Origin of the sequence: Christensenella massiliensis (genome assembly GCF_040409835.1) — a bacterium.
Classification (GTDB): Bacteria; Bacillota; Clostridia; order Christensenellales; family Christensenellaceae; genus Christensenella; species Christensenella massiliensis.
In genome coordinates, this window is the sequence record NZ_CP117826.1 from 2,346,834 (window position 1) to 2,369,207 (window position 22,374).

The 22,374-nt window shown below is 46.9% G+C and carries 23 protein-coding genes; 21 read left to right on the top strand and 2 right to left on the bottom strand.

Features of this window, described 5'->3' with window-relative positions; all coding sequences use genetic code 11:
• The first annotated feature begins 101 nt into the window (after positions 1-101).
• The 7 genes from PUP29_RS11540 (at position 102) to PUP29_RS11570 (ending at position 6,211) form a co-directional block, all read left to right on the top strand.
• Positions 102-839: an N-acetylmuramoyl-L-alanine amidase gene (locus tag PUP29_RS11540; protein WP_353423394.1), complete on the top strand. Its 738-nt coding sequence runs from the start codon at positions 102-104 to the stop codon at positions 837-839.
• A gap of 392 nt (positions 840-1,231) precedes the next feature.
• The gene (locus PUP29_RS11545; RefSeq protein WP_079545625.1) at positions 1,232-1,765 is read left to right on the top strand and encodes a cupin domain-containing protein; all 534 of its coding nucleotides are present in this window, start codon (positions 1,232-1,234) and stop codon (positions 1,763-1,765) included.
• Positions 1,766-1,833: 68 nt separating this feature from the next.
• Positions 1,834-2,928, top strand: coding sequence for an ABC transporter ATP-binding protein (locus tag PUP29_RS11550; protein ID WP_434542792.1), 1,095 nt, complete (start codon positions 1,834-1,836; stop codon positions 2,926-2,928).
• Positions 2,925-3,782: an ABC transporter permease gene (locus PUP29_RS11555; RefSeq protein ID WP_353423398.1), complete on the top strand. Its 858-nt coding sequence runs from the start codon at positions 2,925-2,927 to the stop codon at positions 3,780-3,782. Before PUP29_RS11550 ends, PUP29_RS11555 begins: the two co-directional genes overlap by 4 nt.
• A gap of 50 nt (positions 3,783-3,832) precedes the next feature.
• Complete coding sequence (locus PUP29_RS11560) at positions 3,833-4,582, top strand: ABC transporter permease (protein ID WP_353424079.1); 750 nt, start codon at positions 3,833-3,835, stop codon at positions 4,580-4,582.
• Between the two features lie 18 nt (positions 4,583-4,600).
• Complete coding sequence (locus tag PUP29_RS11565) at positions 4,601-5,656, top strand: ABC transporter substrate-binding protein (protein WP_079545620.1); 1,056 nt, start codon at positions 4,601-4,603, stop codon at positions 5,654-5,656.
• Positions 5,657-5,917: 261 nt separating this feature from the next.
• Entirely contained in the window at positions 5,918-6,211 is a 294-nt protein-coding gene (locus PUP29_RS11570) for a hypothetical protein (protein ID WP_079545618.1), read from the top strand.
• Between the two features lie 138 nt (positions 6,212-6,349).
• Here the strand turns inward: PUP29_RS11570 and PUP29_RS11575 are convergent, their stop codons facing one another.
• The gene (locus PUP29_RS11575) at positions 6,350-6,970 is read right to left on the bottom strand and encodes an AAA family ATPase (protein ID WP_079545617.1); all 621 of its coding nucleotides are present in this window, start codon (positions 6,968-6,970) and stop codon (positions 6,350-6,352) included.
• Positions 6,971-7,110: 140 nt separating this feature from the next.
• Here PUP29_RS11575 and PUP29_RS11580 point away from each other — a divergent pair, with 140 nt between their 5' ends.
• The 4 genes from PUP29_RS11580 (at position 7,111) to galE (ending at position 11,171) form a co-directional block, all read left to right on the top strand.
• On the top strand, positions 7,111-8,520 hold the full coding sequence (locus PUP29_RS11580; protein WP_079545615.1) for an MATE family efflux transporter: 1,410 nt from the start codon (positions 7,111-7,113) through the stop codon (positions 8,518-8,520).
• 78 nt (positions 8,521-8,598) lie between these two features.
• The gene (locus tag PUP29_RS11585; protein WP_079545614.1) at positions 8,599-9,714 is read left to right on the top strand and encodes an aminopeptidase; all 1,116 of its coding nucleotides are present in this window, start codon (positions 8,599-8,601) and stop codon (positions 9,712-9,714) included.
• A gap of 300 nt (positions 9,715-10,014) precedes the next feature.
• Positions 10,015-10,158 (top strand): hypothetical protein, encoded by a 144-nt coding sequence (locus PUP29_RS11590; RefSeq protein ID WP_353423400.1) that lies wholly within the window; start codon positions 10,015-10,017, stop codon positions 10,156-10,158.
• Positions 10,155-11,171 (top strand): UDP-glucose 4-epimerase GalE, encoded by a 1,017-nt coding sequence (gene galE, locus PUP29_RS11595; protein ID WP_353423402.1) that lies wholly within the window; start codon positions 10,155-10,157, stop codon positions 11,169-11,171. The genes PUP29_RS11590 and galE overlap by 4 nt, the downstream gene beginning before the upstream one ends.
• 93 nt (positions 11,172-11,264) lie before the next feature.
• Here galE and fba read toward each other — a convergent pair whose 3' ends face one another.
• Positions 11,265-12,194: a class II fructose-1,6-bisphosphate aldolase gene (fba, locus tag PUP29_RS11600; protein WP_079545610.1), complete on the bottom strand. Its 930-nt coding sequence runs from the start codon at positions 12,192-12,194 to the stop codon at positions 11,265-11,267.
• 423 nt (positions 12,195-12,617) lie between these two features.
• On the opposite strand from fba, the gene gap reads away from it, so the two are divergent.
• The 10 genes from gap to PUP29_RS11650 all read left to right on the top strand — a co-directional run bounded on the left by gap (position 12,618) and on the right by PUP29_RS11650 (position 22,371).
• Positions 12,618-13,622 carry a type I glyceraldehyde-3-phosphate dehydrogenase gene (gap, locus tag PUP29_RS11605; RefSeq protein ID WP_079547772.1) on the top strand — a complete coding sequence of 335 codons (1,005 nt, stop codon included), beginning with the start codon at positions 12,618-12,620 and terminating at the stop codon, positions 13,620-13,622.
• Positions 13,623-14,037: 415 nt separating this feature from the next.
• Complete coding sequence (locus tag PUP29_RS11610; protein WP_353423404.1) at positions 14,038-16,011, top strand: GBS Bsp-like repeat-containing protein; 1,974 nt, start codon at positions 14,038-14,040, stop codon at positions 16,009-16,011.
• 138 nt (positions 16,012-16,149) lie between these two features.
• Complete coding sequence (locus PUP29_RS11615; protein WP_079545606.1) at positions 16,150-16,857, top strand: hypothetical protein; 708 nt, start codon at positions 16,150-16,152, stop codon at positions 16,855-16,857.
• Between the two features lie 98 nt (positions 16,858-16,955).
• A complete protein-coding gene (locus tag PUP29_RS11620) occupies positions 16,956-18,038 on the top strand; it encodes a DegT/DnrJ/EryC1/StrS family aminotransferase (RefSeq protein WP_079545605.1) in 1,083 nt (360 codons plus the stop codon).
• Positions 18,039-18,049: 11 nt separating this feature from the next.
• Entirely contained in the window at positions 18,050-18,583 is a 534-nt protein-coding gene (locus PUP29_RS11625; protein WP_353423406.1) for an acyltransferase, read from the top strand.
• A gap of 13 nt (positions 18,584-18,596) precedes the next feature.
• Positions 18,597-18,959: a hypothetical protein gene (locus PUP29_RS11630; RefSeq protein WP_079545602.1), complete on the top strand. Its 363-nt coding sequence runs from the start codon at positions 18,597-18,599 to the stop codon at positions 18,957-18,959.
• On the top strand, positions 18,949-19,302 hold the full coding sequence (locus PUP29_RS11635) for an EamA family transporter (protein ID WP_079545599.1): 354 nt from the start codon (positions 18,949-18,951) through the stop codon (positions 19,300-19,302). The genes PUP29_RS11630 and PUP29_RS11635 overlap by 11 nt, the downstream gene beginning before the upstream one ends.
• Positions 19,303-19,319: 17 nt before the next feature.
• Positions 19,320-20,324, top strand: coding sequence for a Gfo/Idh/MocA family protein (locus PUP29_RS11640; RefSeq protein WP_079545597.1), 1,005 nt, complete (start codon positions 19,320-19,322; stop codon positions 20,322-20,324).
• Entirely contained in the window at positions 20,321-21,283 is a 963-nt protein-coding gene (locus PUP29_RS11645) for an SDR family NAD(P)-dependent oxidoreductase (protein ID WP_353423408.1), read from the top strand. The genes PUP29_RS11640 and PUP29_RS11645 overlap by 4 nt, the downstream gene beginning before the upstream one ends.
• 11 nt (positions 21,284-21,294) lie before the next feature.
• Complete coding sequence (locus tag PUP29_RS11650) at positions 21,295-22,371, top strand: DegT/DnrJ/EryC1/StrS family aminotransferase (RefSeq protein WP_079545596.1); 1,077 nt, start codon at positions 21,295-21,297, stop codon at positions 22,369-22,371.
• The last annotated feature ends 3 nt before the right edge of the window (positions 22,372-22,374 follow it).

Sequence of the window (22,374 nt, forward strand, 5' to 3'; positions counted from 1 at the left end):
GTTTTTCTTTCAATTTCTTAAAACAGGGGGAAGCTGGTATGCGTGCAATATCGTCGGGAATCAGAAGCAAAAGAAGACGGAGAGCTACAGGAAGGTTTTTTGTGTTGCTTGCAGCTGTGTTTCTGGCGGCAGTATGTATATTTTTTCTCTGCAAGGCGTTTCCCCTTGAAACGTCCAGAGCTGCAGATACGGCTGCCATAAATGAAACGGAAAACGTACAGGAGCTTCTCATGGTAAACGCCGCTCCCCGCATCATCATAGACGCGGGGCACGGAGATACCGATGTAGGAACAAAGGGGGTGTCGACGGGCAGGCTTGAAAAGGAGGTAAACCTTGAAATCGCGCTGAAGCTCAGGACCGTGCTTGAGCAGGAGGGATATACTGTTATCATGACGCGGGAATCGGACGAACCGATCGCTGCGGCAAATGAACCGGATGCAAAAAAGCGGAAAGCCGCAGATATGAAAAAACGGGAGGAGATCATACGAACGGCAAATGCGGATGCGTTTGTCAGCATCCATCAGAATTTTTTTGAAAAAGGGTCGGGTGCAGCGGGTCCGCAGGTATTCTGCCGCGACCGGGAGGCGGCCGGGTATGAGCTTGCAAAATATGTGCAGGCCGCGCTCAATGAACAACTGTCCATTCAAAATCCACGCGACGTGAATACGGGAGACTATCAGCTCCTTCGGCCGGGCAGTCAGGCAAGCGTCATCGTGGAATGCGGGTTCTTTTCCAATCCGGAGGAGGAACAAAAGCTGCAAAAGGACGATTATCAGCAAAAGCTCGCGCAGGCGGTAGCAAGCGGGATCGGGCAATATCTTTCAGAAAAGAACGGTTAAGGGAGGGGATAAACACTCAGAAACTCATATAACAATGGGCAACAAAATTTTTTCTGTCGTAAAAAAGGGAGTTTGCTCCCTTTTTTATTTAAGGCGGATATAAAGCTCATCCATATGAGACGTTTGCATTCTGCATGGCGGGATAAGACATCAAAAAATAAGACACAAAAAGCGGCGTCTTTATATAGTATGAATAAATTTTCTGCTTGTTTTTTGTAAAAATAGAGAAAAAAAGGGAATAAAAGGGTTGCGATATGCCTGTTATAAAGATAAAAATCTGTTGACATGCTGGAAAACGTATGATTAAATAATACCTGCGCGAAAAGTTTGATAAAAATAAACAAAATGTTTAATATATAATCAAAACATTGCTGCGGAAGGGATGGATTTCCATGAAGATAGGCGAAAAGATCAAAGCGAGGCGACAAAGTCTCGGCCTTACACAAAGCGAGCTTGCAGACCGCGCAGAGCTTTCCAAGGGCTTTATTTCTCAGCTTGAGCGAGACCTTACATCGCCGTCAATCGCGACACTGATGGATATTCTCGAATGTCTGGGAACAGACCTGCCGGAGTTTTTCAGCGAAAGAGCAGAGGAAAAGGTCGTTTTCACGCCGGAGAACCGATTTGAAAAAGCAGACGATGAAAAAAGTATTTTATGGCTCGTGCCAAATGCGCAGAAAAATCAAATGGAGCCGATACTTCTGCATCTGAAAGCGGGCTGTTCCACGGAAGAAGACAGGCCGCACGAGGGAGAAGAATTTGGATATGTGCTTGCAGGAACGGTCACACTTGTGATCGGGATGAAACGGCACAGAGTAAAGAAAGGCAGCAGTTTCTATTTTCATGCGGGTATGCCGCATAAGCTCGAGAACAATGGAAAAAAAGACGCGGAAGTCATCTGGATATCCACGCCGCCTATGTTTTAAGGAAACGTCTGCGGAGGGGCCGATTTGGAAGCGCCGCCGTGATTGATGATTATTCGGTTTGAAAGGGTATGCCAATGTCACAGCACATCATCGATTTTTTAGGGGTATACAAGGAGTACGACGGAGTCGAAGTCCTTTCCAATATCAATCTTTATATCCGGCAAAATGAGTTTTTAACGCTGCTGGGGCCGTCCGGTTGCGGAAAAACCACTCTCCTGCGGATCATAGCGGGCTTTGAAGAGCCGACGCGCGGCGACGTGTGCCTGTTCGGAGAAAGCATAAAAGGGATACCGCCCTATAAAAGGCGCGTCAATACGGTGTTCCAGAAATACGCCTTGTTTCCGCACCTAAACGTATTCGATAATATTGCGTTCGGGCTCAAACTGAAAAAGATGAAAAAATCGGTCATTGAAAAAAAAGTAGGCGACATGCTGAAACTCGTGGGGCTTTCCGGTTATGGAGATCGGGATATCGCAAAGCTCTCCGGCGGGCAGCAGCAGCGCGTGGCGATCGCCCGCGCCCTCGTAAACGAGCCGGAGGTCCTGTTGCTCGACGAGCCGCTCGGCGCGCTCGACCTTAAATTCAGACAGGAAATGCAGCTTGAGCTGAAGCGTATGCAGAAAACGCTGGGTATCACTTTCGTTTATGTCACACACGATCAGGAGGAGGCGCTTACTATGAGCGATGCGATCGCCGTGATCGACGGCGGCGTGATCCAGCAGATCGGCACGCCGGAGCAGATTTATAACGAACCTAAAAATTCCTTTGTCGCGGATTTCATCGGGGAATCCAACATTATCAGCGGCAATATGAAGCGGGATTATCTCGTGCATTTCGCGGATAATGATTTTACCTGCCTCGACCGCGGTTTTAATGAGAACGAACCGGTCAAGGTTGTCATCCGTCCGGAGGACATCAATATCACGAAGAATATCGCGGACGATATGATCACAGGAACGGTATCCTCCACGCTGTTCATGGGTGTGCATTACGAGATTCGGGTACATGGAGATAACGGGTTTGAATGGCTAGTACATTCGACTGAGTTTTTTGAGGCCGGGAACAGAGTCGGCTTTACGCTCGAACCGGACGATATCCACGTTATGGAAGTGAGCCAATATGATAAGATGCGTGTCGACGGCGTTCCGGAGGCAGTGAAATGAAAAACAGGGAACTGCGAAACGTCATGAACTCCCGCAAAGTGTTTGCACTGCCGTATATCGCATGGATCGCGATTTTCACGGCCGCCCCGCTGATCCTGATCCTGCTGTATGCCTTTACGGAAACAGGATCGGGCGGTGTTATGGTGCTTACGGCCGAAAATCTTGCCCGTGCGTTTTCACCGCTCTACATGACGGTATTCTGGCGCAGCGTACGGATGGCGTTCATCGCAACGGTCATCTGTCTTTTGCTCGGCTATCCGGTCGCCTATATGCTGTCACGCATGAAACCGAACCGCGCGGCGGTCATTTCTATTTTGTTCGTCCTGCCAATGTGGATGAACTTTCTTCTGCGGACGTATGCGTGGCGTACCCTGCTCGATAATGCGGGCATTATCAATCAGGGGCTTATGGCGCTCGGATTTGAGCCTGTACAGTTTTTATATACGGAAGGCGCGATTATCTTCGGGCTTGTCTATAATTTCCTGCCGTTCATGATCCTGCCTATTTACTCGGTGTTCCAAAAAATGGATATCTCGTGCATTCAGGCGGCGCAGGATCTCGGCGCCAATAAATGGCAGACCTTCTGGCGCGTCACTCTTCCGCTCTCCAAGGGAGGCATCGTCTCCGGCATCACAATGGTGTTCATGCCCGCCATGACGACGTTCGTCATCACACGGCTTCTCGGAGGAAGCCACTTCATGATGTACGGCGATCTTATAGAGATGGAATTTCTGCTTATGTCGGAATGGAATTTTGGAAGCGCACTCGCGGTGGTCATGCTAATACTGACAATTGTATTTATGTGGCTCATGCGTAAATACGATAAAGAAGGAGAAGGAGGTGCGCTGATGTGAAAGTAAAATTGTTTCTGAAGCGCTTTTATCTGGCGGTCATCCTGATTTTTATGTATCTGCCCATCGGCGCGCTGATCGTCTTTTCGTTCAATGAATCGAAGTCTATGGCGAAGTGGACGGGCTTCTCATTGCACTGGTATGAGCAGCTGCTTCAGGATCCCTCCATCGCGGAAGCGGTGTGGGTAACGGTTTCCATTGCCATGATCGCGTCCCTCGCGGCGACTTTCATCGGAACGCTCGCGGCGGTAGGAATGGATAATTTCCGTAAAAAAAGCAAAAATATTATGGTAAATTTTACCTATATCCCAATGGTAAATGCAGAGATCGTGACGGGTATTTCGCTGCTGCTCCTGTTTATTTTCTTCAATATCCCACGCGGCTACTGGACGATGCTTCTCGCGCACATCACGTTTGATATCCCGTTCGTCATCTTTTCGGTGCTTCCCAAGCTCCGTCAAATGGACCCCGGAACCTACGAAGCGGCGCTCGATATGGGTGCACGCCCTGCCTATGCGGTGCGTAAGGTCATATTGCCGCAGATCGCACCGGGTATCGTTACAGGCTTCCTGCTCGCGTTTACCATGTCGTTCGACGACTTCATGATCAGCTTTTTTACGTCGCAGGGCGCGACGCAGAACCTGTCTACCTATATTTATAGTATGGCGCGCGTGGGGATCAATCCTATGATCAATGCGCTGTCAGCCATTATGTTTATCGTCGTGATCATGCTGCTTTTGGTCATTAACCTGCGTTCTGTGAAAAGAACCAAAAAGATGCCGCGGGCGGGGAGCTTTCGCTAAAAAAGGAATTGAGTACGGATGAAAAAGTTTTTTTGTGTCTTATTAGCCGGTTTACTACTGACCGTTCCGCTCTGCGGGTGTGCCGCTAATGAAACGGCGGACGGCCGGACAGTCGTGCACTTTCTGAATTGGGGGGATTATATCGATCCCACCGTCATTCCGCTGTTTGAGGAGGAGAATCCGGATATCAAAATCAATATAACGACGGTGCCGTCCAACGAAGAAATGTATGTCATCGCGACAACGGAGGGTACGCAGATCGATATCATCGTTCCGTCCGAATATATGATCCAGCGGCTGATGCTGGAGGACAGACTCGCGGAGCTCGACCATTCCAAAATGGAAAATTACAAATATGTCGAGGATTTCGTCAAGACCTGCACCTACGATCCAACCGGGCAGTATTCCGTTCCCTACACATGGGGAACGTTCGGGCTCCTATATAACATCGAAATGACAGGGGAAGAGATCGACAGCTGGGACGCGCTTTTCGATCCCAAATATGAGAATCAGATCCTGATGTATGACAGTATTCGGGACAGCGTAGGTCTTGCGCTGATTGAACTTGGCTACAGCATCAATACGAAAAACCAGCAGGAGCTCGACGAAGCGGCGGAGCTCCTCATCGAACAAAAACCTCTGGTGCTTGCCTACGGAACGGATGATCTCAGAATGACGATGATCAATGGAAGCGCGGCTCTTGCGCCGCTGTACGCGGGCGACGCGGCTTACTGCATGATGGATAATCCGGACCTCCGGTACGTCATACCAAGGGAGGGAGCTAACATTTTTGTAGACGGCATGTGTATCCTTAACACAACGGACGTTTATGATGCCGCCCTGCGTTTCATCGATTTCATGATGCGGCCGGATATCGCGGCGCTCAACGCGGAATACAACTGCTACTCTACACCGGAGGACGCGGCGTTAGAGCTTGTCGATCCGGAGCTTCTTGAAAATACGGCATTCAATCCGCCTAAGGAAGATACGGAGAACTGTGAATATTACGAGCATCTGGAAAAGAATATCCTGCGTATGTATGAAGATGCTTGGATGAAAGTAAAGATTGCATAACGGAAGCAAAGGAGGGAGATTCCCTCCTTTGCTTATATCCTGAATGGTGTCGCCGGCCAGTGGAGGCCATTGTTTAAAAATTGATCAAAATACATATAAAACAGAATAAAAGTAAGAATAAATCAGAAAATTGATAATTTACGCAAATAATACGCTTTTTATACCGTATTCATTGTAAAATGAAAAATGAATACCTATAATAGATATGCCGGATCAATAAGCTGCAATACCGTAGTTCGCTGAAAATTGGAGGAATGTGGTATGATTTATGTTATCTGCTTCTATCATGTCAGGCCGCGGAGAAAAGAAGAATTTGAACTCCTGATAAGGGAAATCAAGGAATACTGCCGCATTGGGCGCGAGGCTAAAACGGTATTTTGTATCAGACGATTGGAGACAGAACAAAATAACGCCGATTATATCCTGTCCTTTGCCTGCCGGGAAAAAACGTCCGGAATAGCATGCGTAGAAGCGATACACCAGAAATATAAAAGGCGTTTCGACAGATGCATCACGGACGAAGTAGATTCTATCGTTGGGAAAGCCGTGTGGTAATATTGATAGAAGCTGACGGAGGATATCGCTGCATAAAAATTTCTATGCTGCGGGCAGAAAGATAACTGATCCATTCTCTGTCTTTAACGAATACTCTTTACGCAGCAATGGAGCGGTTTACAGACGGGGAATAGAGGCTTATTTTCCGGAAGCATACAAATTCACATATTCTGTAAGCATCCTTACACAGTTCTCAATGCCAATGCTGTCGCTGTTCAGCATCAAGTGGTAGTTTTCTTTTTGCCCCCATTTCATATCCGAATAATAATTATAATAGGTCGCGCGTTTTTTGTCTGATTTGATGATCGCGTCCTTTAGGTTCGGCGCGTCGAGATGATAATCGTTTTTGGCGCGCGCTACCCGGTGCTCAAGGTCTGAATAGATAAATATATGAATGCAGTTTGGATGGTTTGCCAGAACATAGTCGGCACAGCGGCCGACGATGATGCACGATCCCTTAGCGGCAAGCGAACGAATGACGTCTGCTTGGATCAGAAAAAGCTTATCGTCGAGCGCGATATCCGTTCCCCACGAAGATACGTTCCCAAGGCCGGAAGACAGATAGTATAAAAATTTGTTATTGGCCTTTTCCTCCGCATTGGCGAAAAATTCCTCGTCATATCCGCTTTCTTTGGCGGCAAGAGTGATGAGGTCATTGTCATAATAGGGGATATCGAGCTGTGCGGCCAGCTTTTTGGCAATGGTCCTTCCGCCGCTTGCAAATTGTCTGGAGATCGTAATAATAACGTCGTGCTTCATCCTATATTCCTCCTTTGTTCAGTGGGTGAAGAAAAGGTCTGCTCCGAATCGGAGCACGCTTCGGTTTGTTTACATTATGCGCCTGATATGCTAAAATGTCAATTTGCAGGTGTATAAGGTTTTGATTGGAGAAAAACGGTATGGAAGCGGTAAAAGAAAACAAGATGGGCGTCCTGCCTATCAAGAAATTGTTGGTCACAATGTCCCTGCCTATTATGGTATCCATGTTGGTACAGGCGCTCTATAACGTAGTAGACAGTATCTTTGTGGGGCAGTACAGCGACGCGGCTTTCGCGGCGGTATCGCTTGCGTTTCCGGTACAGATGCTCATTATCGCAGTTGCGGTCGGTACGGGCGTGGGGATGAATTCCTTGGTATCACGCCGGCTCGGAGAAAAAAAGTTTACCGATGCAAATGAAGGGGTGTCGGCCGGCATTTTCCTCGGGATCATCAGTTGGGCCGGGTTTGCAGTGTTCGGCCTATTTTTTTCGCGGATGTTTTTTGAAGCGTTTACGGCGGGGATCGAAAACGGCGCTTTGATTGCAGAGATGGGTACGCAGTATATCTCGATCTGTACCATCTTTTCGTTCGGTGTTTTCATACAGATCACATGCGAACGCATCATGCAGTCCACGGGCGTCACGATCTACAATATGATCACCCAGCTTACAGGCGCGGTCATCAATATCATTCTCGACCCTATTTTGATTTTCGGCATCGGGCCGTTTCCGGAAATGGGCGCTGCGGGCGCTGCGGTAGCGACAGTTGCCGGACAGATCGTCGCTATGATTTTGTGCCTGTATTTCGTCAACAAAAAAATCAAGGAAGTAAAAGTCAGGCTGCGTGGCTTCCGGCCGCATAAAAGGATCATAGGAGAGATTTATAAGGTAGGCGTACCGTCTATCGTCATGCAGGCGATCACATCCGTCATGATCGTAGGCTTCAATTTTATTTTAGTTTACGTTTACGCGGCGGACGTTTCCGCGGCTGCGGTCTCTGTGCTCGGCGCGTATTTCAAGCTTCAGTCTTTCATCTTCCTTCCGGTGCTGGGGCTGACGAACGGCCTCATACCGATCGTGGCTTATAATTACGGAGCACGGCACAGGAAACGGATATTGGATGCCATACGGTTTGCAACGATCCTTGCGGTGATCATTATGATAGTAGGCATGGTGATTTTTCAGCTGTTTCCGGATGCCTTGCTCAGAATGTTCAACGCGACGCCTGCCATGCTGGAAATGGGAACGGGCGCGCTGCGGACGATCAGCCTCTGTTTTGCGTTTGCCGGCGTTGGGATCGTATTTTCTTCAGTATTTCAGGCAGTCGGGAACGGCGTATTGAGCATGCTTGTGTCGCTGTGCCGTCAGCTCGTAGTTATTTTACCGGCTGCATATCTTTTGTCGATGCTCGGCAGCGTAAACGACGTGTGGTATGCATTTCCGGTCGCGGAGTGCGTTTCACTCATTATGAGCATTCTTTTTTTCCGGCATATCAACAAAAAGTATATCCGTCCGCTCGACGATCCGGCCGCCTATGTGCCGGGAATGTAAGGTGTTTTGGCCGAAGCGGTTGTGGTATAATAAAAGTATCAAAATATCAAAATCAAACGACTGTTGAGGTAGATCAAAATGGTAGACGAAAGAATCAAGAAATTGTGTCATACGCTGGTCAGTTATTCGTGCGGAGTCAAAACAGGCGATAAGGTGCTGATCGACGTATCGGGCTGTCCGGACGCGCTGACGGAGCAGCTGATCAAAGAAGTATACGCGGCAGGCGGGCTGCCCTATTTCGATACCCCGCATAACGCGGTGCAGCGCCAATGGCTGATGCAGGCGACGAGGGAACAGATTGAAGATATCACCAAATGGGGAAGCGCGCGCATGAAAGAGATGCAGGCCTATATCGCTTTCAGGGGCGGGGATAACGCAACTGAGCTGGCGGACGTTCCGGCAGATAAAATGGAATTGTATCAGTCCATCTACTCCCGGCAGGTGCATCATGAGATCAGAGTCAAAAATACAAATTGGGTCATCCTGCGCTATCCGACGCCTTCTATGGCTCAGCAGGCGGGCATGAGTACGGAAGCGTTCGAAAAATTTTATTTCGACGTATGCAACCTTGATTACGGGAAAATGTCAAAAGCAATGGACCCGCTCGTGGAACTGATGAATAAAACGGACCGCGTACACATCAAAGCGCCGGGAACGGATCTCACATTCTCCATTAAGGGGATCGGAGCTATCAAATGCGACGGGCACATGAACGTGCCGGACGGAGAGGTCTATACTGCTCCCGTACGCGATAGTGTGAACGGACGTATCACCTATAACACGCCCTCTTTCAATCAAGGCTTTAAATATGAAAACGTAAGCCTTCTTTTCAAGGACGGTAAGATCGTGGAAGCAACGTCCAACGATACGGAGCGTATCAACAAGATTTTTGATACAGATGAGGGGGCGCGTTATGTTGGGGAGTTTTCGCTGGGCGTGAACCCCTACATCAATCATTCTATGGGCGATATCCTGTTCGACGAAAAAATCGCCGGTTCCCTGCATTTCACGCCGGGTTCCAGCTATGACGATGCCTACAACGGCAACGAAAGCGCGGTCCATTGGGATCTCGTGCTCGTACAGACGCCGGAAATGGGCGGTGGCGAGGTATGGTTCGATGATGTGATGATCCGCAAAGACGGCCTGTTCGTGATCGATGAATTAGAATGCCTTAATCCGGAAAATCTTAAGTAAGTGATATTACGATCCGCACTTTGATGCCTATCCAATCCAACAAAAATGCTTCGGGCACTGGGGCAGAGCGGGATTACTGTCTCAGAGGCATTTGCTTCCTGCGCTTTGTCTGAAGAAGAAATATTTTGATGGGCAGCATTCCGTACACGGCGGCAGACTGCCGGGGACCGGATGGCCTTGTGCGGCCATCCGGTCCCCGGCCTATCTCCTATAGAGCATTCCTGCTTTCCCGAGCCTTTTGATTGTGAAAAATAATCCGGCTTGGTTCCAAAGGAATATTTTTTAAGCACAGTAGGAGGTATGGATGCGTCTTATTCAGCAGTTGAAGAGAAATGCAAGAGATTTGAAGCGCAAGGCTTAAAAAGCGCGCAACAGAGCGGAAAACAGAGCTGTACTATTTTAAATGATACACATATTCTGCGCGTCAAAACAGGAGAAAAATGAAAAAAAATATTTTAGTCACCGGCGGCGCCGGATATATTGGAAGCCATATCTGCGTAGAGCTTTTAGAGCAAGGCTATGATGTCACCGTCATGGATAATCTCTCCAACAGCAGCGAAGAGGCGCTTCGCCGCGCCGAGGAGATCACTGGAGAAAAGCTCCGGTTCTATCAGGCCGATATCCGCGACCGCGGCGCATACGAAAAAATTTTTTCGCAAAATGAAATCTGCGGCGTCATTCACATGGCAGGACTCAAGGCGGTCGGGGAATCAGTGCGTGAGCCCCTTCTGTATTTTGACAACAACATCGGCGGAACGGTCGTGCTGCTGGAAGAGATGACAAAGCATAATGTGAAGCGTATCATCTTCAGTTCCTCTGCCACGGTATATGACCTTACCCGGGAGGAATGCCTCACAGAGCAGTCGCCGCTTGGAAATTCCACCAGTCCCTATGGGCGGACCAAGCTGGTGATCGAACAAATGCTCACAGACCTTTACCATGCAGATGAAAGCTGGTCCATCGTTATGCTGCGGTATTTCAATCCGATTGGCGCGCATGAGAGCGGAAGGATTGGGGAAGATCCAAATGGAGAACCGAACAATCTTATGCCGTATATCACGCAGGTGGCGGTAGGTAAACGGGAAAGACTTCACATATTTGGCAACGATTATGACACGCCGGATGGCACTTGCATCCGCGATTACATCCATGTGATGGATCTTGCGGCAGGGCATTGGAAGGCTGTCGCAAAGCTTGACGCGCCGGGCCTGTCTGTCTATAATTTGGGAACGGGAAAGCCGCAAAGCGTATTGGAAGTCGTGCATGCGTTCGAGCAGGCAAACGGATTGAAGATCAATTATACGATCGCACCGCGGCGGGCAGGCGACGCGCCCAAGTATTATGCCAATGCAGATAAGGCAAAGGCAGAGCTTGGCTGGGAAGCGAAACGGGATATCGGCGCTATGTGCCGGGACAGTTGGAACTGGCAAAAGAAAAATCCGGAGGGATACCGCTGACGCCGTTCGGAAAGGTATACGCGCCGCGATAGTTTGAAACAAAAGAAAAGCTCCTCACCGCAAAGATGAAGAGCTTTTTTCGTTATGCTGAATTTACGCTTTGTTATCGCAGCCGAGAACATCGACGATTTTATGAGCGACCATCTGCTTGATGGCTTCACGTGCCGGCTTCAGATATTGGCGCGGATCAAAATGATCAGGATGCTCCGCGAAATATTTACGGATCGTTCCCGTCATAGCAAGACGCAGGTCGGAGTCGATATTGATCTTGCAGACCGCGCTCTTTGCCGCCTGACGCAGCAGGTTTTCCGGAACGCCCTGCGCTCCCGGCATGTTTCCGCCGTATTTATTGATCATATCAACGAATTCCGGGATAACGGAAGATGCGCCGTGCAGTACGATCGGGAAGCCGGGCAGGATCTCCGTCACTTTTTCAAGGATATCAAAGCGCAGCTTCGGTTCGCCCTTGAATTTAAAAGCGCCGTGGCTCGTGCCGATCGCGATCGCAAGGCTGTCTACGCCTGTTTTGCTGGCGAATTCATATACCTCTTCAGGCCGCGTATAAGAAGAATCCTCGGCAGAAACTTTGATCTCGTCCTCTACTCCTGCGAGCCGGCCAAGCTCACCCTCTACCACAACGCCGCGGTCATGCGCATATTCCACAACGCGCTTCGTAACAGCGATGTTTTCCTCGAACGGAAGATGAGAACCGTCGATCATAACGGAAGTAAAACCGCCGTCGATACAGGATTTGCAGGTCTCGAAGCTGTCGCCGTGGTCGAGATGCAGACAGATCGGAAGCCCCGTATCCTCGAGAGCCGCTTCTACGAGCTTCGTGAGGTAGATCGGGTTTGCATAATTGCGCGCACCTTTGGAAACCTGCAGAATGAGCGGGGCGTTCAGCTCCTTGGCCGCCTCCGTGATCCCTTGAATGATCTCCATGTTGTTTACATTGAATGCGCCGATCGCGTAGCCGCCCTTGTACGCTTTTTCAAACATTTCCTTTGTAGTGACTAATGGCATCTATAAGATCCTCCTTCATAATATTCAAACATAGCTTCATTATACTATCGGAGAGAAAAAAGCACAACTGAAAAGCGCCGGTTTATTTCTGGTAAGAAAGGATTCTGGCGTAAAAAAGAACAGGATGTGAAAAAGAACAGAAGAAATTGACATTTTCGTGAGAAAAAAACAATATAGAAGCAACAGAATAAGGGGGCTGCAGGACTTTGAAAACAGTGGCGCAGAAATATTTTTTATATTTTGCAGCTTTAAAGTAAAGATAGCAAAACGACGTCCTGAATAGCCGCTTCTCATTCTTGCAGGAGAAGTGGGATTTTGCCTGTGAAAAAATGGGCAAAAGCTGTTGCAAAAGGAACTGTAATCACATATAATAATATACGTACGCATAAAATTAAAAATAATATTTTAGGAGGATTTTATAGTATGGCTATCAAAGTTGGTATCAACGGTTTTGGCCGCATCGGCAGACTGGTTTTCCGTGCTTCGGTAAAGAATCCGAACATTCAGGTAGTGGGGATCAACGACCCGTTCATCTCTCCTGACTATATGGAATACATGCTGAAGTATGATACGGTACACGGCCGGTTCGACGGTGAAGTTTCCTATAAGGACGATGCGATCGTTGTAAACGGAAATGAGATCAAAGTATTTGACAAAATGAATCCGGTAGAGATCCCGTGGGGCGAGATCGGTGCGGATTACGTTGTGGAATCCACGGGCGTATTTACCACGATGGACAAAGCGAAAGCACACCTTGAAGCGGGTGCAAAGCAGGTCGTTATCTCCGCTCCTTCTGCGGACGCTCCGATGTTCGTAATGGGCGTTAACAACAAGACGTATGACCCGTCTATGACGATCGTTTCCAATGCGTCCTGCACGACGAACTGCCTTGCTCCGCTGGCGAAAGTTATCAACGACAATTTCGGTCTTGTTGAAGGACTTATGACGACGGTCCATGCAACAACGGCTACCCAGAAGACGGTCGACGGCCCTTCCAAGAAAGACTGGAGAGGCGGACGTGCTGCTGCCGGTAACATCATTCCTTCTTCCACGGGCGCTGCAAAAGCAGTCGGCAAGGTTATCCCGGAACTGAACGGCAAGCTGACGGGTATGTCTATGCGTGTTCCGACGCTTGACGGGTCTGTTGTTGACCTCACTTGCCGCCTTGAGAAAGAAGCGACCTATGATGAGGTTTGCGCGGCTGTCAAGAAAGCCTGCGAAGGCGAACTGAAAGGCATCATGTCCTATACGGAAGACGCTATTGTTTCCAGCGACATCCTCGGCGATGCTCATACGTCCATCTTCGATGCAACGGCTGGTATCGCGCTTACGGGCAACTTCATGAAGCTGATTTCTTGGTACGATAACGAGTGGGGTTATTCCAATAAGGTTCTTGACCTCATCTCCTATATCGACAGCGTGAAATAAGCGTTATAGAGTAGAGTTTGAGGAGACAAAAGACAGAATAGCAAAAGGCGAAAAAGTATAAGGCACGATAATACTGTACAAACGGGTATCTGAAGTGTCAATAATCGTCAATGTCTGTCATAATTAAAATAAAAAACACTTCTTCATCTGGAGAAGTGTTTTTTTATTTTTTACTTGAGATATACTATCCCCATATTTTAGAAATAAAAGGCGGAACACTATATAGACAAAAAAATATAGGATGATATAATAAAAATACGATTATTATATAAATACAAAAAGCAATAATAAAATAATAAACAATAGCAATAGAATAACAAAGTAAATAGTATGGATTAAAATTTCTGAATTTTTATAAAGTAAAATCAATGTATACTGATATATATTAATATTATATAGTAAAGGGGGAAGTGAAATGAAAAGAGGAAGAAGACGTCTTGTGGCTGTTTTGTTATGCTGCTTGCTGGTGCTTTCCTCGGCTACGATCGCGTTGGCAGAGGAGGCGCCGGCTGCACCGAGTGAGGATACGGCTGCACAGATAGGGGACAAGACAGAAAACATCACGGATGAGCAAGAGCCCGGTAAAGAAGAAGATTCGGCGCCAATTGTAGAAGATGGGGTGGCCGAGGAAGAAGAGAAAATAGAGGAAACAGAGAAAATAGAGGAAAAGAATGAAACAAAGGATTTACCGGAAAAACAGGAAGGTCCTTTGTTAGATTCGGCCCAAAATACGGTCGATATTGTATCGAAAGAGGCGGTGGACGCTTTGATTTTAGAGCCAGAAGCACGGGAGACAGAAGAATCTGATACGAAGATACCGACGCTGGATCATATCGAGAAAAGCGCAGACCCGTCAAAGACGGCTATATTTTATGTAGCGGCCAAGGGCGTGACGGATGACAAGAGCGGCGTCAAGAGCGTGGAGTTCGCGGTGTGGAGCGAAAAGAACGGTCAGGACGATTTGAAATGGTATAAAGGCGCGAAGGACGGCGCGGACAGCTGGTCGGTAGGCGTCAATGCGGCGAATCATAAAAATGATACAGGGAAATACCAGATCCATGTATACGCGACGGACAACGCAGGGAACCGCGGGCTGGTCGGAACGAGCACAGTCACGCTCGACCATAGAGATGCGAAGATACCGACGCTGGATCATATCGAGAAAAGCGCAGACCCGTCAAAGACGGCTATATTTTATGTAGCGGCCAAGGGCGTGACGGATGACAGGAGCGGCGTCAAGAGCGTGGAGTTCGCGGTGTGGAGCGAAAAGAACGGTCAGGACGATTTGAAATGGTATACGGGCGTGAAGGACGGCGCGGACAGCTGGTCGGTAGGCGTCAATGCGGCGAATCATAAAAATGATACAGGGAAATACCAGATCCATGTATACGCGACGGACAACGCAGGGAACCGCGGGCTGGTCGGAACGAGCACAGTCACGCTCGACCATAGAGATACGAAGATACCGACGCTGGATCATATCGAGAAAAGTGCGGACCCGTCAAAGACGGCTATATTTTATGTAGCGGCCAAGGACGTGATGGATGACAGAAGCGGCGTCAAGAGCGTAGAGTTCGCGGTGTGGAGCGAAAAGAACGGTCAGGACGACCTGAAGTGGTATAAAGGCACGAAGGACGGCGCGGACAGCTGGTCGGTAGGCGTAAGCGTATTAAATCATAAAATGGATACCGGAAAGTATCAGATCCATGTATATGCGACGGACAACGCAGGGAACCGCGGACTGGTTGGAACTACAACGCTGGTGTCTGATTTTGTGGATAATCAGGCTCCGACAGTAGCTGCATCAAATATTTTAAATGGAGATATTTACGGCGGCAGCAAAGTGATTTATCTCGGAGGAGTATCGGATCAAAGCGGAGTCAAGTCTGTTCAGGCAGCGATATGGGGAGCAGATTATGGGCAAGATGATTTGAAATGGTATTCTCTGACGAACAGAGGAAATGGAAACTGGGATATGACTTTAAGCTTGGCGGAGCATGGGGGACCTTTCTTCGACGAGGGAATTTATAATGTCCATATATATACCGAAGATGTATTGGGAAACAGGGCTTGTGTTTATACGACTGATTTTTATGTAGAACCTGCAGTTGCCTCTGCAGGAGATGCAGAAGTGTATTATTATGATTTTTTTGACAGTATTTGGGTCTATGACATCAGTTGTTCCACAGGAGTTTCCGGTGTATTCTATAATTTCTATAATGAATATGATGATATATATGTAGAGGCGCATTATACTGATTTTCTGACATCGGGGGATCTGTATCTGGATGATATGATACAGCCCTATGGAACATGTAATTTAGATGTGGGGGTACTGGATATGCGCGGCAGGTTTTATATAGTCGGTCAATACTATTTCACGGTTTAGGCAATATAATATATGATATCGAAAAAGCACCTTACAGGCTTCGGACTTGTAAGGTGCTTTTTACTGGAAAAAGAATGAAATGAAAATAAATTTATGATATAATTTAAATAAAATTTGTAATATAGGAGTCATAGTGCTGTGAGACGCGGTTTGTTTATAATTTGTATATTGCTTGTATTGTCGCTATGCGTTGGCGGATGTGTTCCCGTTGGTCCGGCAAGCGAGACAGTAGCAGAAGAAGAGATTCCGCGCCCCACCCCGGAGCCGGAGGCGACCCCTACGCCAACTGCTGCACAGGTGGATAAAAATGTGGTTTTAAAAGTCAACGATGAAAAAGCGGATAAAGCGTCGTTAGAAAAGCTGCAGCCATTGCTTGACTATCTTGCAAGAGCCTGTTATGAAACGGGAACTTTAAAGCTGGAAGACGCTGAGGCGGATTTCATATGGAACGTTTTGTATTGGGTAGGGATAGAACGATTCAGGATCATAGATACAGATGAGATATACAGTATCGACGATAACACAAAATTTGTGAGCAAAGATTATTTGCAGAGCCAAATTTATCCGAAAATTTTCGGAGAGGGCTTTTTGCCGGAATATCAAGGAAGCAATAGCTTGATTAAAGAAGTAGAAAATGGATATCAACTGGAAATAAGCACAGATGAGAATAGCATTTCATTTCTGCCTCAGGAATATTATATCGATGACAGCGGAAGATGGAACTTAACGGGAGAAATAGTAACTGGACATGAAAATGAACTGTGGAGAACGATTACTATCACTTTCAACCCGGATCCGAACGCAATATTTGGTTTTACGGTGGAAGCGTTTGCAGCAGAGGAATGATCGTTCCCCCGATTGAGCGTATTAGGTTTGACAATGGTTTTAGCCGTTTGCTATACTGCTTTAGGAACAGTAAATATCAGATATTAAGGAGAATAATAGTGATTACGATAGCAAAGCCACAGATAGGACAGGAAGAAAAAGATGCAGTCATGGAAGTAATGGGCTCCGGTATGATCGCATCCGGAGGCGTGGTAAGTGAATTTGAGAAAGAATTTGCGTCATATATTGGGATGCAGCATGGGATCGCCTGTACATCAGGAACGACAGCCTTGGAGATCGCTTTGCGGGCGCTTGGGATAGGGGCAGGCGACAAGGTCGTCACGACCGCTTATTCTTTTATAGCATCTACGAATGGGATCGTTTATACGGGCGCTACTCCCGTGTTTGCCGATATAGATGAAAAAACATTCAATATCGATCCTGAATCGGCTGAAGAATGCTTAAAGCAAAATCCGGACGCAAAAGCCCTATTGATCGTGCATTTGTTTGGACAGCCCTGCAATATGGATAAATTGTGCGCTTTAGCTAAAAAGTATAATGTAAAGCTGATCGAGGACTGTGCACAGGCACATGGAGCCTTGTGGAATGATAAAAAAGCCGGAAGCTTCGGAGACGTGTCCACCTTTAGCTTTTATCCTACTAAAAATATGACGACAGGAGAGGGCGGGATCGTACTTACGAATGACGAAGCAGTTGCGGAAAAAGCACGGCTTATTGAAAACCATGGAATGAAAATACGGTATACACATGATATAATAGGACACAATTACAGAATGACGAACATCGCAGCGGCGATTGGAAGAGAGCAGCTGAAAAAACTGGACGGGTTCAATGATCTGCGCCGCAGAAATGCCGCTTGTTATAACGGAGAAATTCAAAATAAAGCGATGATCGTTCCTTATGTCGACGAGCATGCCAAGCATGTTTATCATCAGTATACGATTCGGGTAACGGAGGGAAAACGCGACCAATTGATCAAGACATTTGAAGAAAACGGGATAGGCTATGGGATTTTTTATCCGTTCAGCATTCCGGAACAGCCTTGCTATAAGGAAATGAACTTTAAGACAGCGTATCCGGTGACCGATAGGGTCAAAAAAGAGGTGCTGTCGATTCCTGTTCATCCGGGAATCACAGAGGACGAAGTAAAGACGGTTGCACGAGTGATCAATTCATTATAAGAGGGAAAAGTATGGCGGCATATTTTGCACATGAAACAGCTCATATTGCTGAAAATGCGAAGATTGGAAAGGATACCAAAATATGGATCAATGTTCAGATCCGCGAGGATGTGAAGATTGGGGAAGGATGTATCATTAGTAAAGATGCCTATATCGATCATGCTGTTCAGATAGGCGATCGGGTAAAGATACAGAACGGCGTATCTGTTTATCATGGAGTCACGATTGAAGACGAGGTTTTCGTCGGCCCAAATGCAGCTTTTACGAATGACTATTATCCGCGGGCTCAAAATCCGGAATGGGAAGTAACGCCGACTTTGATTTGCGAGGGAGCTTCGCTCGGTGCGAATTGTACGGTCGTTTGCGGCCATACAGTGGGGAAATATGCTATGGTAGGCGCGGGAAGCGTTGTCACACAAGATGTGCCGCCCTATACGCTTGTGGTGGGAAACCCGGCAAGAGCGATCGGGAAAGTATGCCGCTGCGGACAACGAATACCGGAAGACGGCGTATGCCCAAAATGCGGTTTTGTGATTCCTGAATAAAGGAGAAGAGATTTTGACGCTAACAGAAAGCCGGAAGCCGACAATTTGGAATTTTATTTTTATGCACGTTTCCTTTATCGTGTATTCTTTTGTCAGCGTGATGTCGAAGACAGCGGCAAATCAAGGCATGTTCACGACGATGTTTTTTGTATATGCCTGTATCGAGCTGTTGTTTTTAGGCGTATATGCCTTGATGTGGCAGCAGGTGCTAAAGCATTTTACGCTTGTGAAGGCATATTCCAATAAAGGCGTTGTTGTTATCTGGAATTTGATTTGGGCGGTCGTTTTTTTCCAAGAGGTCATTACGATCGAAAATATAATAGGAAGTGCGGTCATACTGATAGGGATCGTAGTGGTATCGTCAGATGGTCATTAGTTATTTGCTGATCATGGCGTGCGGGGTCTTTATTTCATCTGTTTCGCAGATATTGCTAAAGATCAGCGCCGAAAAAAACATTGGAGCAAAGGGCTTTAAAGCGCAATATCTGAATAAGTTTGTGATTATCGGCTATTTGCTGCTTTTTATCGCCATGCTGATCCCGCTCTATGTATATCAGTTTATTCCGTTAAAATACGGCGCGGTGATCGAGTCGCTGGGCTATGTGTTCGTAATGATATTGAGCGCAGTCATTTTGCGGGAAAAGATCACCAAGAGAAAATTGATCGGTAATTTACTGATCGTTGCGGGTGTCATTATTTTTAGCTTAAAAATCTTTTAGAAGGCAAGGATAAGAAAATGAATGCAGTTTTGATTGGATTTGGATATTGGGGTCCTAATATTGCGCGCAATCTGAATGTGAGCAAGGATTTCAATTTATATGGAATTTGCGATGTGGACGAAAAGAAGCTTGCGAAAGCGAAAAATCTGTATGGAGACAAGGTAAAATACTATACGGATTACAAAGACGTGATTGCAGATGCCGCCGTTGATATGTGCGCGGTAGCGCTGCGCAATGAAATAGGCCAGATCGTAGCGCGGGAAGTATTGAAAGCAAAGAAGCATCTTTTTATGGAAAAGCCGATGGCAACGAAATTGGAGGATGCGAAGCTCTTGAAAAGGCTTGCCGAGGAGAATGGCGTATTGATCCATATCGATCATATTCTTGTCTATCATCCGATCATTCGTAAAATAAAAGAGATCATAGACAGCGGAGAGTTGGGGGAGCTGATCTTCTTTGAGTCGAATCGTGCCAACCTTGGACCTCATATCAAAAACGATATGAATGCGATGTGGGATCTTGCGGTGCACGATCTTGCGATCTTAGATTATTTATGTAATGGAAAGCATGCGCGGGACGTGGAATGCATGGGAGTCAAGAAATTTGGAGACCAAGAGGTCCTGACCTATTTGACGATCCAGTATTCCAATTTTATTGCTATGCTGAAGTCCAGTTGGATATCGCCCTTGAAAGAAAGGACGATCATTATCAGCGGAACTCATAAAATGATCGTATTTGACGATTTGAAAGAATCGGAAAAACTGATGATTTATGATAAAGGCGTAGAGATCAACAAAGAATTGTTTAGTGAATACGGGAAATATGAAGCGAAAGTGCGTATGGGAGACCTATATGTTCCCAATATAGAGCGGGAAGATTCTCTTCTGAACAGTCTCACACATTTTGCCGAATGTATCCGTGAAAATAAGCAGTCTATCTCAGGACCGGATCAAGGCATCCGAGTGCTGGAGATATTGGAAAAAGCAGATTGCAGCCTAAACAAAAATGAGGTGAAAGCGTGAGAGCAAAAATCGAACGGGCCAATATTTTGGTCACCGGAGGAGCAGGATTTATTGGGAGTCATTTAGTAGACCGATTACTGGATGAGGGAGCAAAAAAGGTTGTTGTGGTAGACAACCTTTTTGTTGGTCACAGAAGCAATCTTGAACAGGCGCTTAAGCGGGGAGCTGTCTTTATCAAAGATGATGCAGAGATAGAGGGAACTCTTGATTATATTATGGAGCAATACGATATCGATATCGTATTCAATTGTGCTACAAAAGCGCTGAATTACTCCTTTATCAATCCGCTGAATGCTTATATGACAAATGTGAATATCATAAAAAACTTATTGGAGCTGCAGCGCAAGGGGGCATTTCATACGCTATGCCATTTTTCTTCGTCTGAGGTCTATGGGTCTGCAGTCTATGAACCGATGGACGAAAATCATCCTTTTAAGGCTACTACGGCCTATGCCGCCGGAAAAGCGGCCGCGGACGTCATGCTGTTTTCTTATGTGAATCAATATCAATTAGACGCGTTTATTGTGCGTCCGTTCAACAATTACGGTCCGCGGCAGAACTATGAAGGACCTCTTGCAGGGATCATTCCGATCACCGCGAAACGAATCATGGCGGGCGAGGCGCCGGAAATCCATGGAACGGGTATGCAGTCGCGGGATTTTATTTATGTAGGGGATACCATATCCGCGATCTTAAAGCTGTATGATAAGCTCCCGGCGGGGGAAGCCGTCAATATTTCGACGAACGGCCAGATCAAGATCAAGGATTTGATAGAAAAAATTTGCGGCTACATGAATTTTAACGGGGAAATTGTCTATAAAGAGCGCCGCAATGCGGATGTAGACTGTCATAATGCCAGCAACGCGAAGCTGAAAGGTTTGATCGATTTTGAGCCGACGCCCTTTGAAAAAGGGCTTGCAAAAACGCTTGACTGGTATAAAGAGCATATTAAGCTATAATGGAGAATCGTATGATAAAACTGATCAAACCCTATATTACGTTTGACGAAGTAAAAGAAGAATTCAAAGAGATATTTGACAGCGGCATGCTGACGAGAGGCAAGTATTCAAGAGAGTTCCCGCAGAAGATGTGTGAGTATACAGGCGCACAGTATAGCTTTAACGCAACCTCTGCGACCACCGCGTTAGCCATGAGCTTGGACACGCTTGGCGTAAGAGAAGGCGATGAAGTGATCGTCTCCGATTTCTCTTTCCCCGCAACGGTCAATGTGGTGGAAGCGTGCGGCGCAAGGCCTGTGTTTGCCGACGTCAGCCGGGAAACGTATAATATGCTGCCGGACGAGCTGGAGAAAAAAATTACACCGAGAACCAAAGCGGTCATTTTTGTATGCGCCTTAGGAAATCCTTCCGGGCTGGATGAAATTGTTTGTATTTGCAGAGAGAAAGGTATCCCGCTGATCAATGACGCAGCCTGCGCGATCGGGAGTTCTGTAGACGGTGTGAAAGTGGGGAACCTGACAGATATCGAATGCTTCAGCTTTCACCCACGCAAGCTTTTGACTGCAGGAGAGGGCGGGGCGATCACAACAAACTGTGATGAATATGCCGAGTATTTATCTGTAAAGCTTGCGCATGGGGCAACCGATAAGAATGGAAAAATGGATTTTGTGACCTATGGATATAATTACCGGCTGCCGGAGCTGCAGTGTCTTATGCTGATCAAACAGCTCGAAAAGCTGGATGAGATCGTAGCGGAGCGGCTGGAAATACAGAAGCAAACGGCGCAGGCATTGGAGCCTATGGGATATGCAGCACAGAAGTGCGCGGAAAATGCGGTGCATAATATTCAAAGCCTCGTTTTTACAGTACCGGAGCATATAGAGCGGGATGGTCTGATCAAGCATTTAAAGGAAAATGGGATCGAGAGCACGATCGGGACCTATTGTCTTTCGAATTGTACTTATTATAGGAATAAATATGGTGATGTGCAGCCGAATGCGCTTTATTTGGAACAAAATACGATCACGCTGCCATGCTATACGGGTGTAGATACAGAAAAGATTATTCATACGCTATTGGGGCAGTAATAC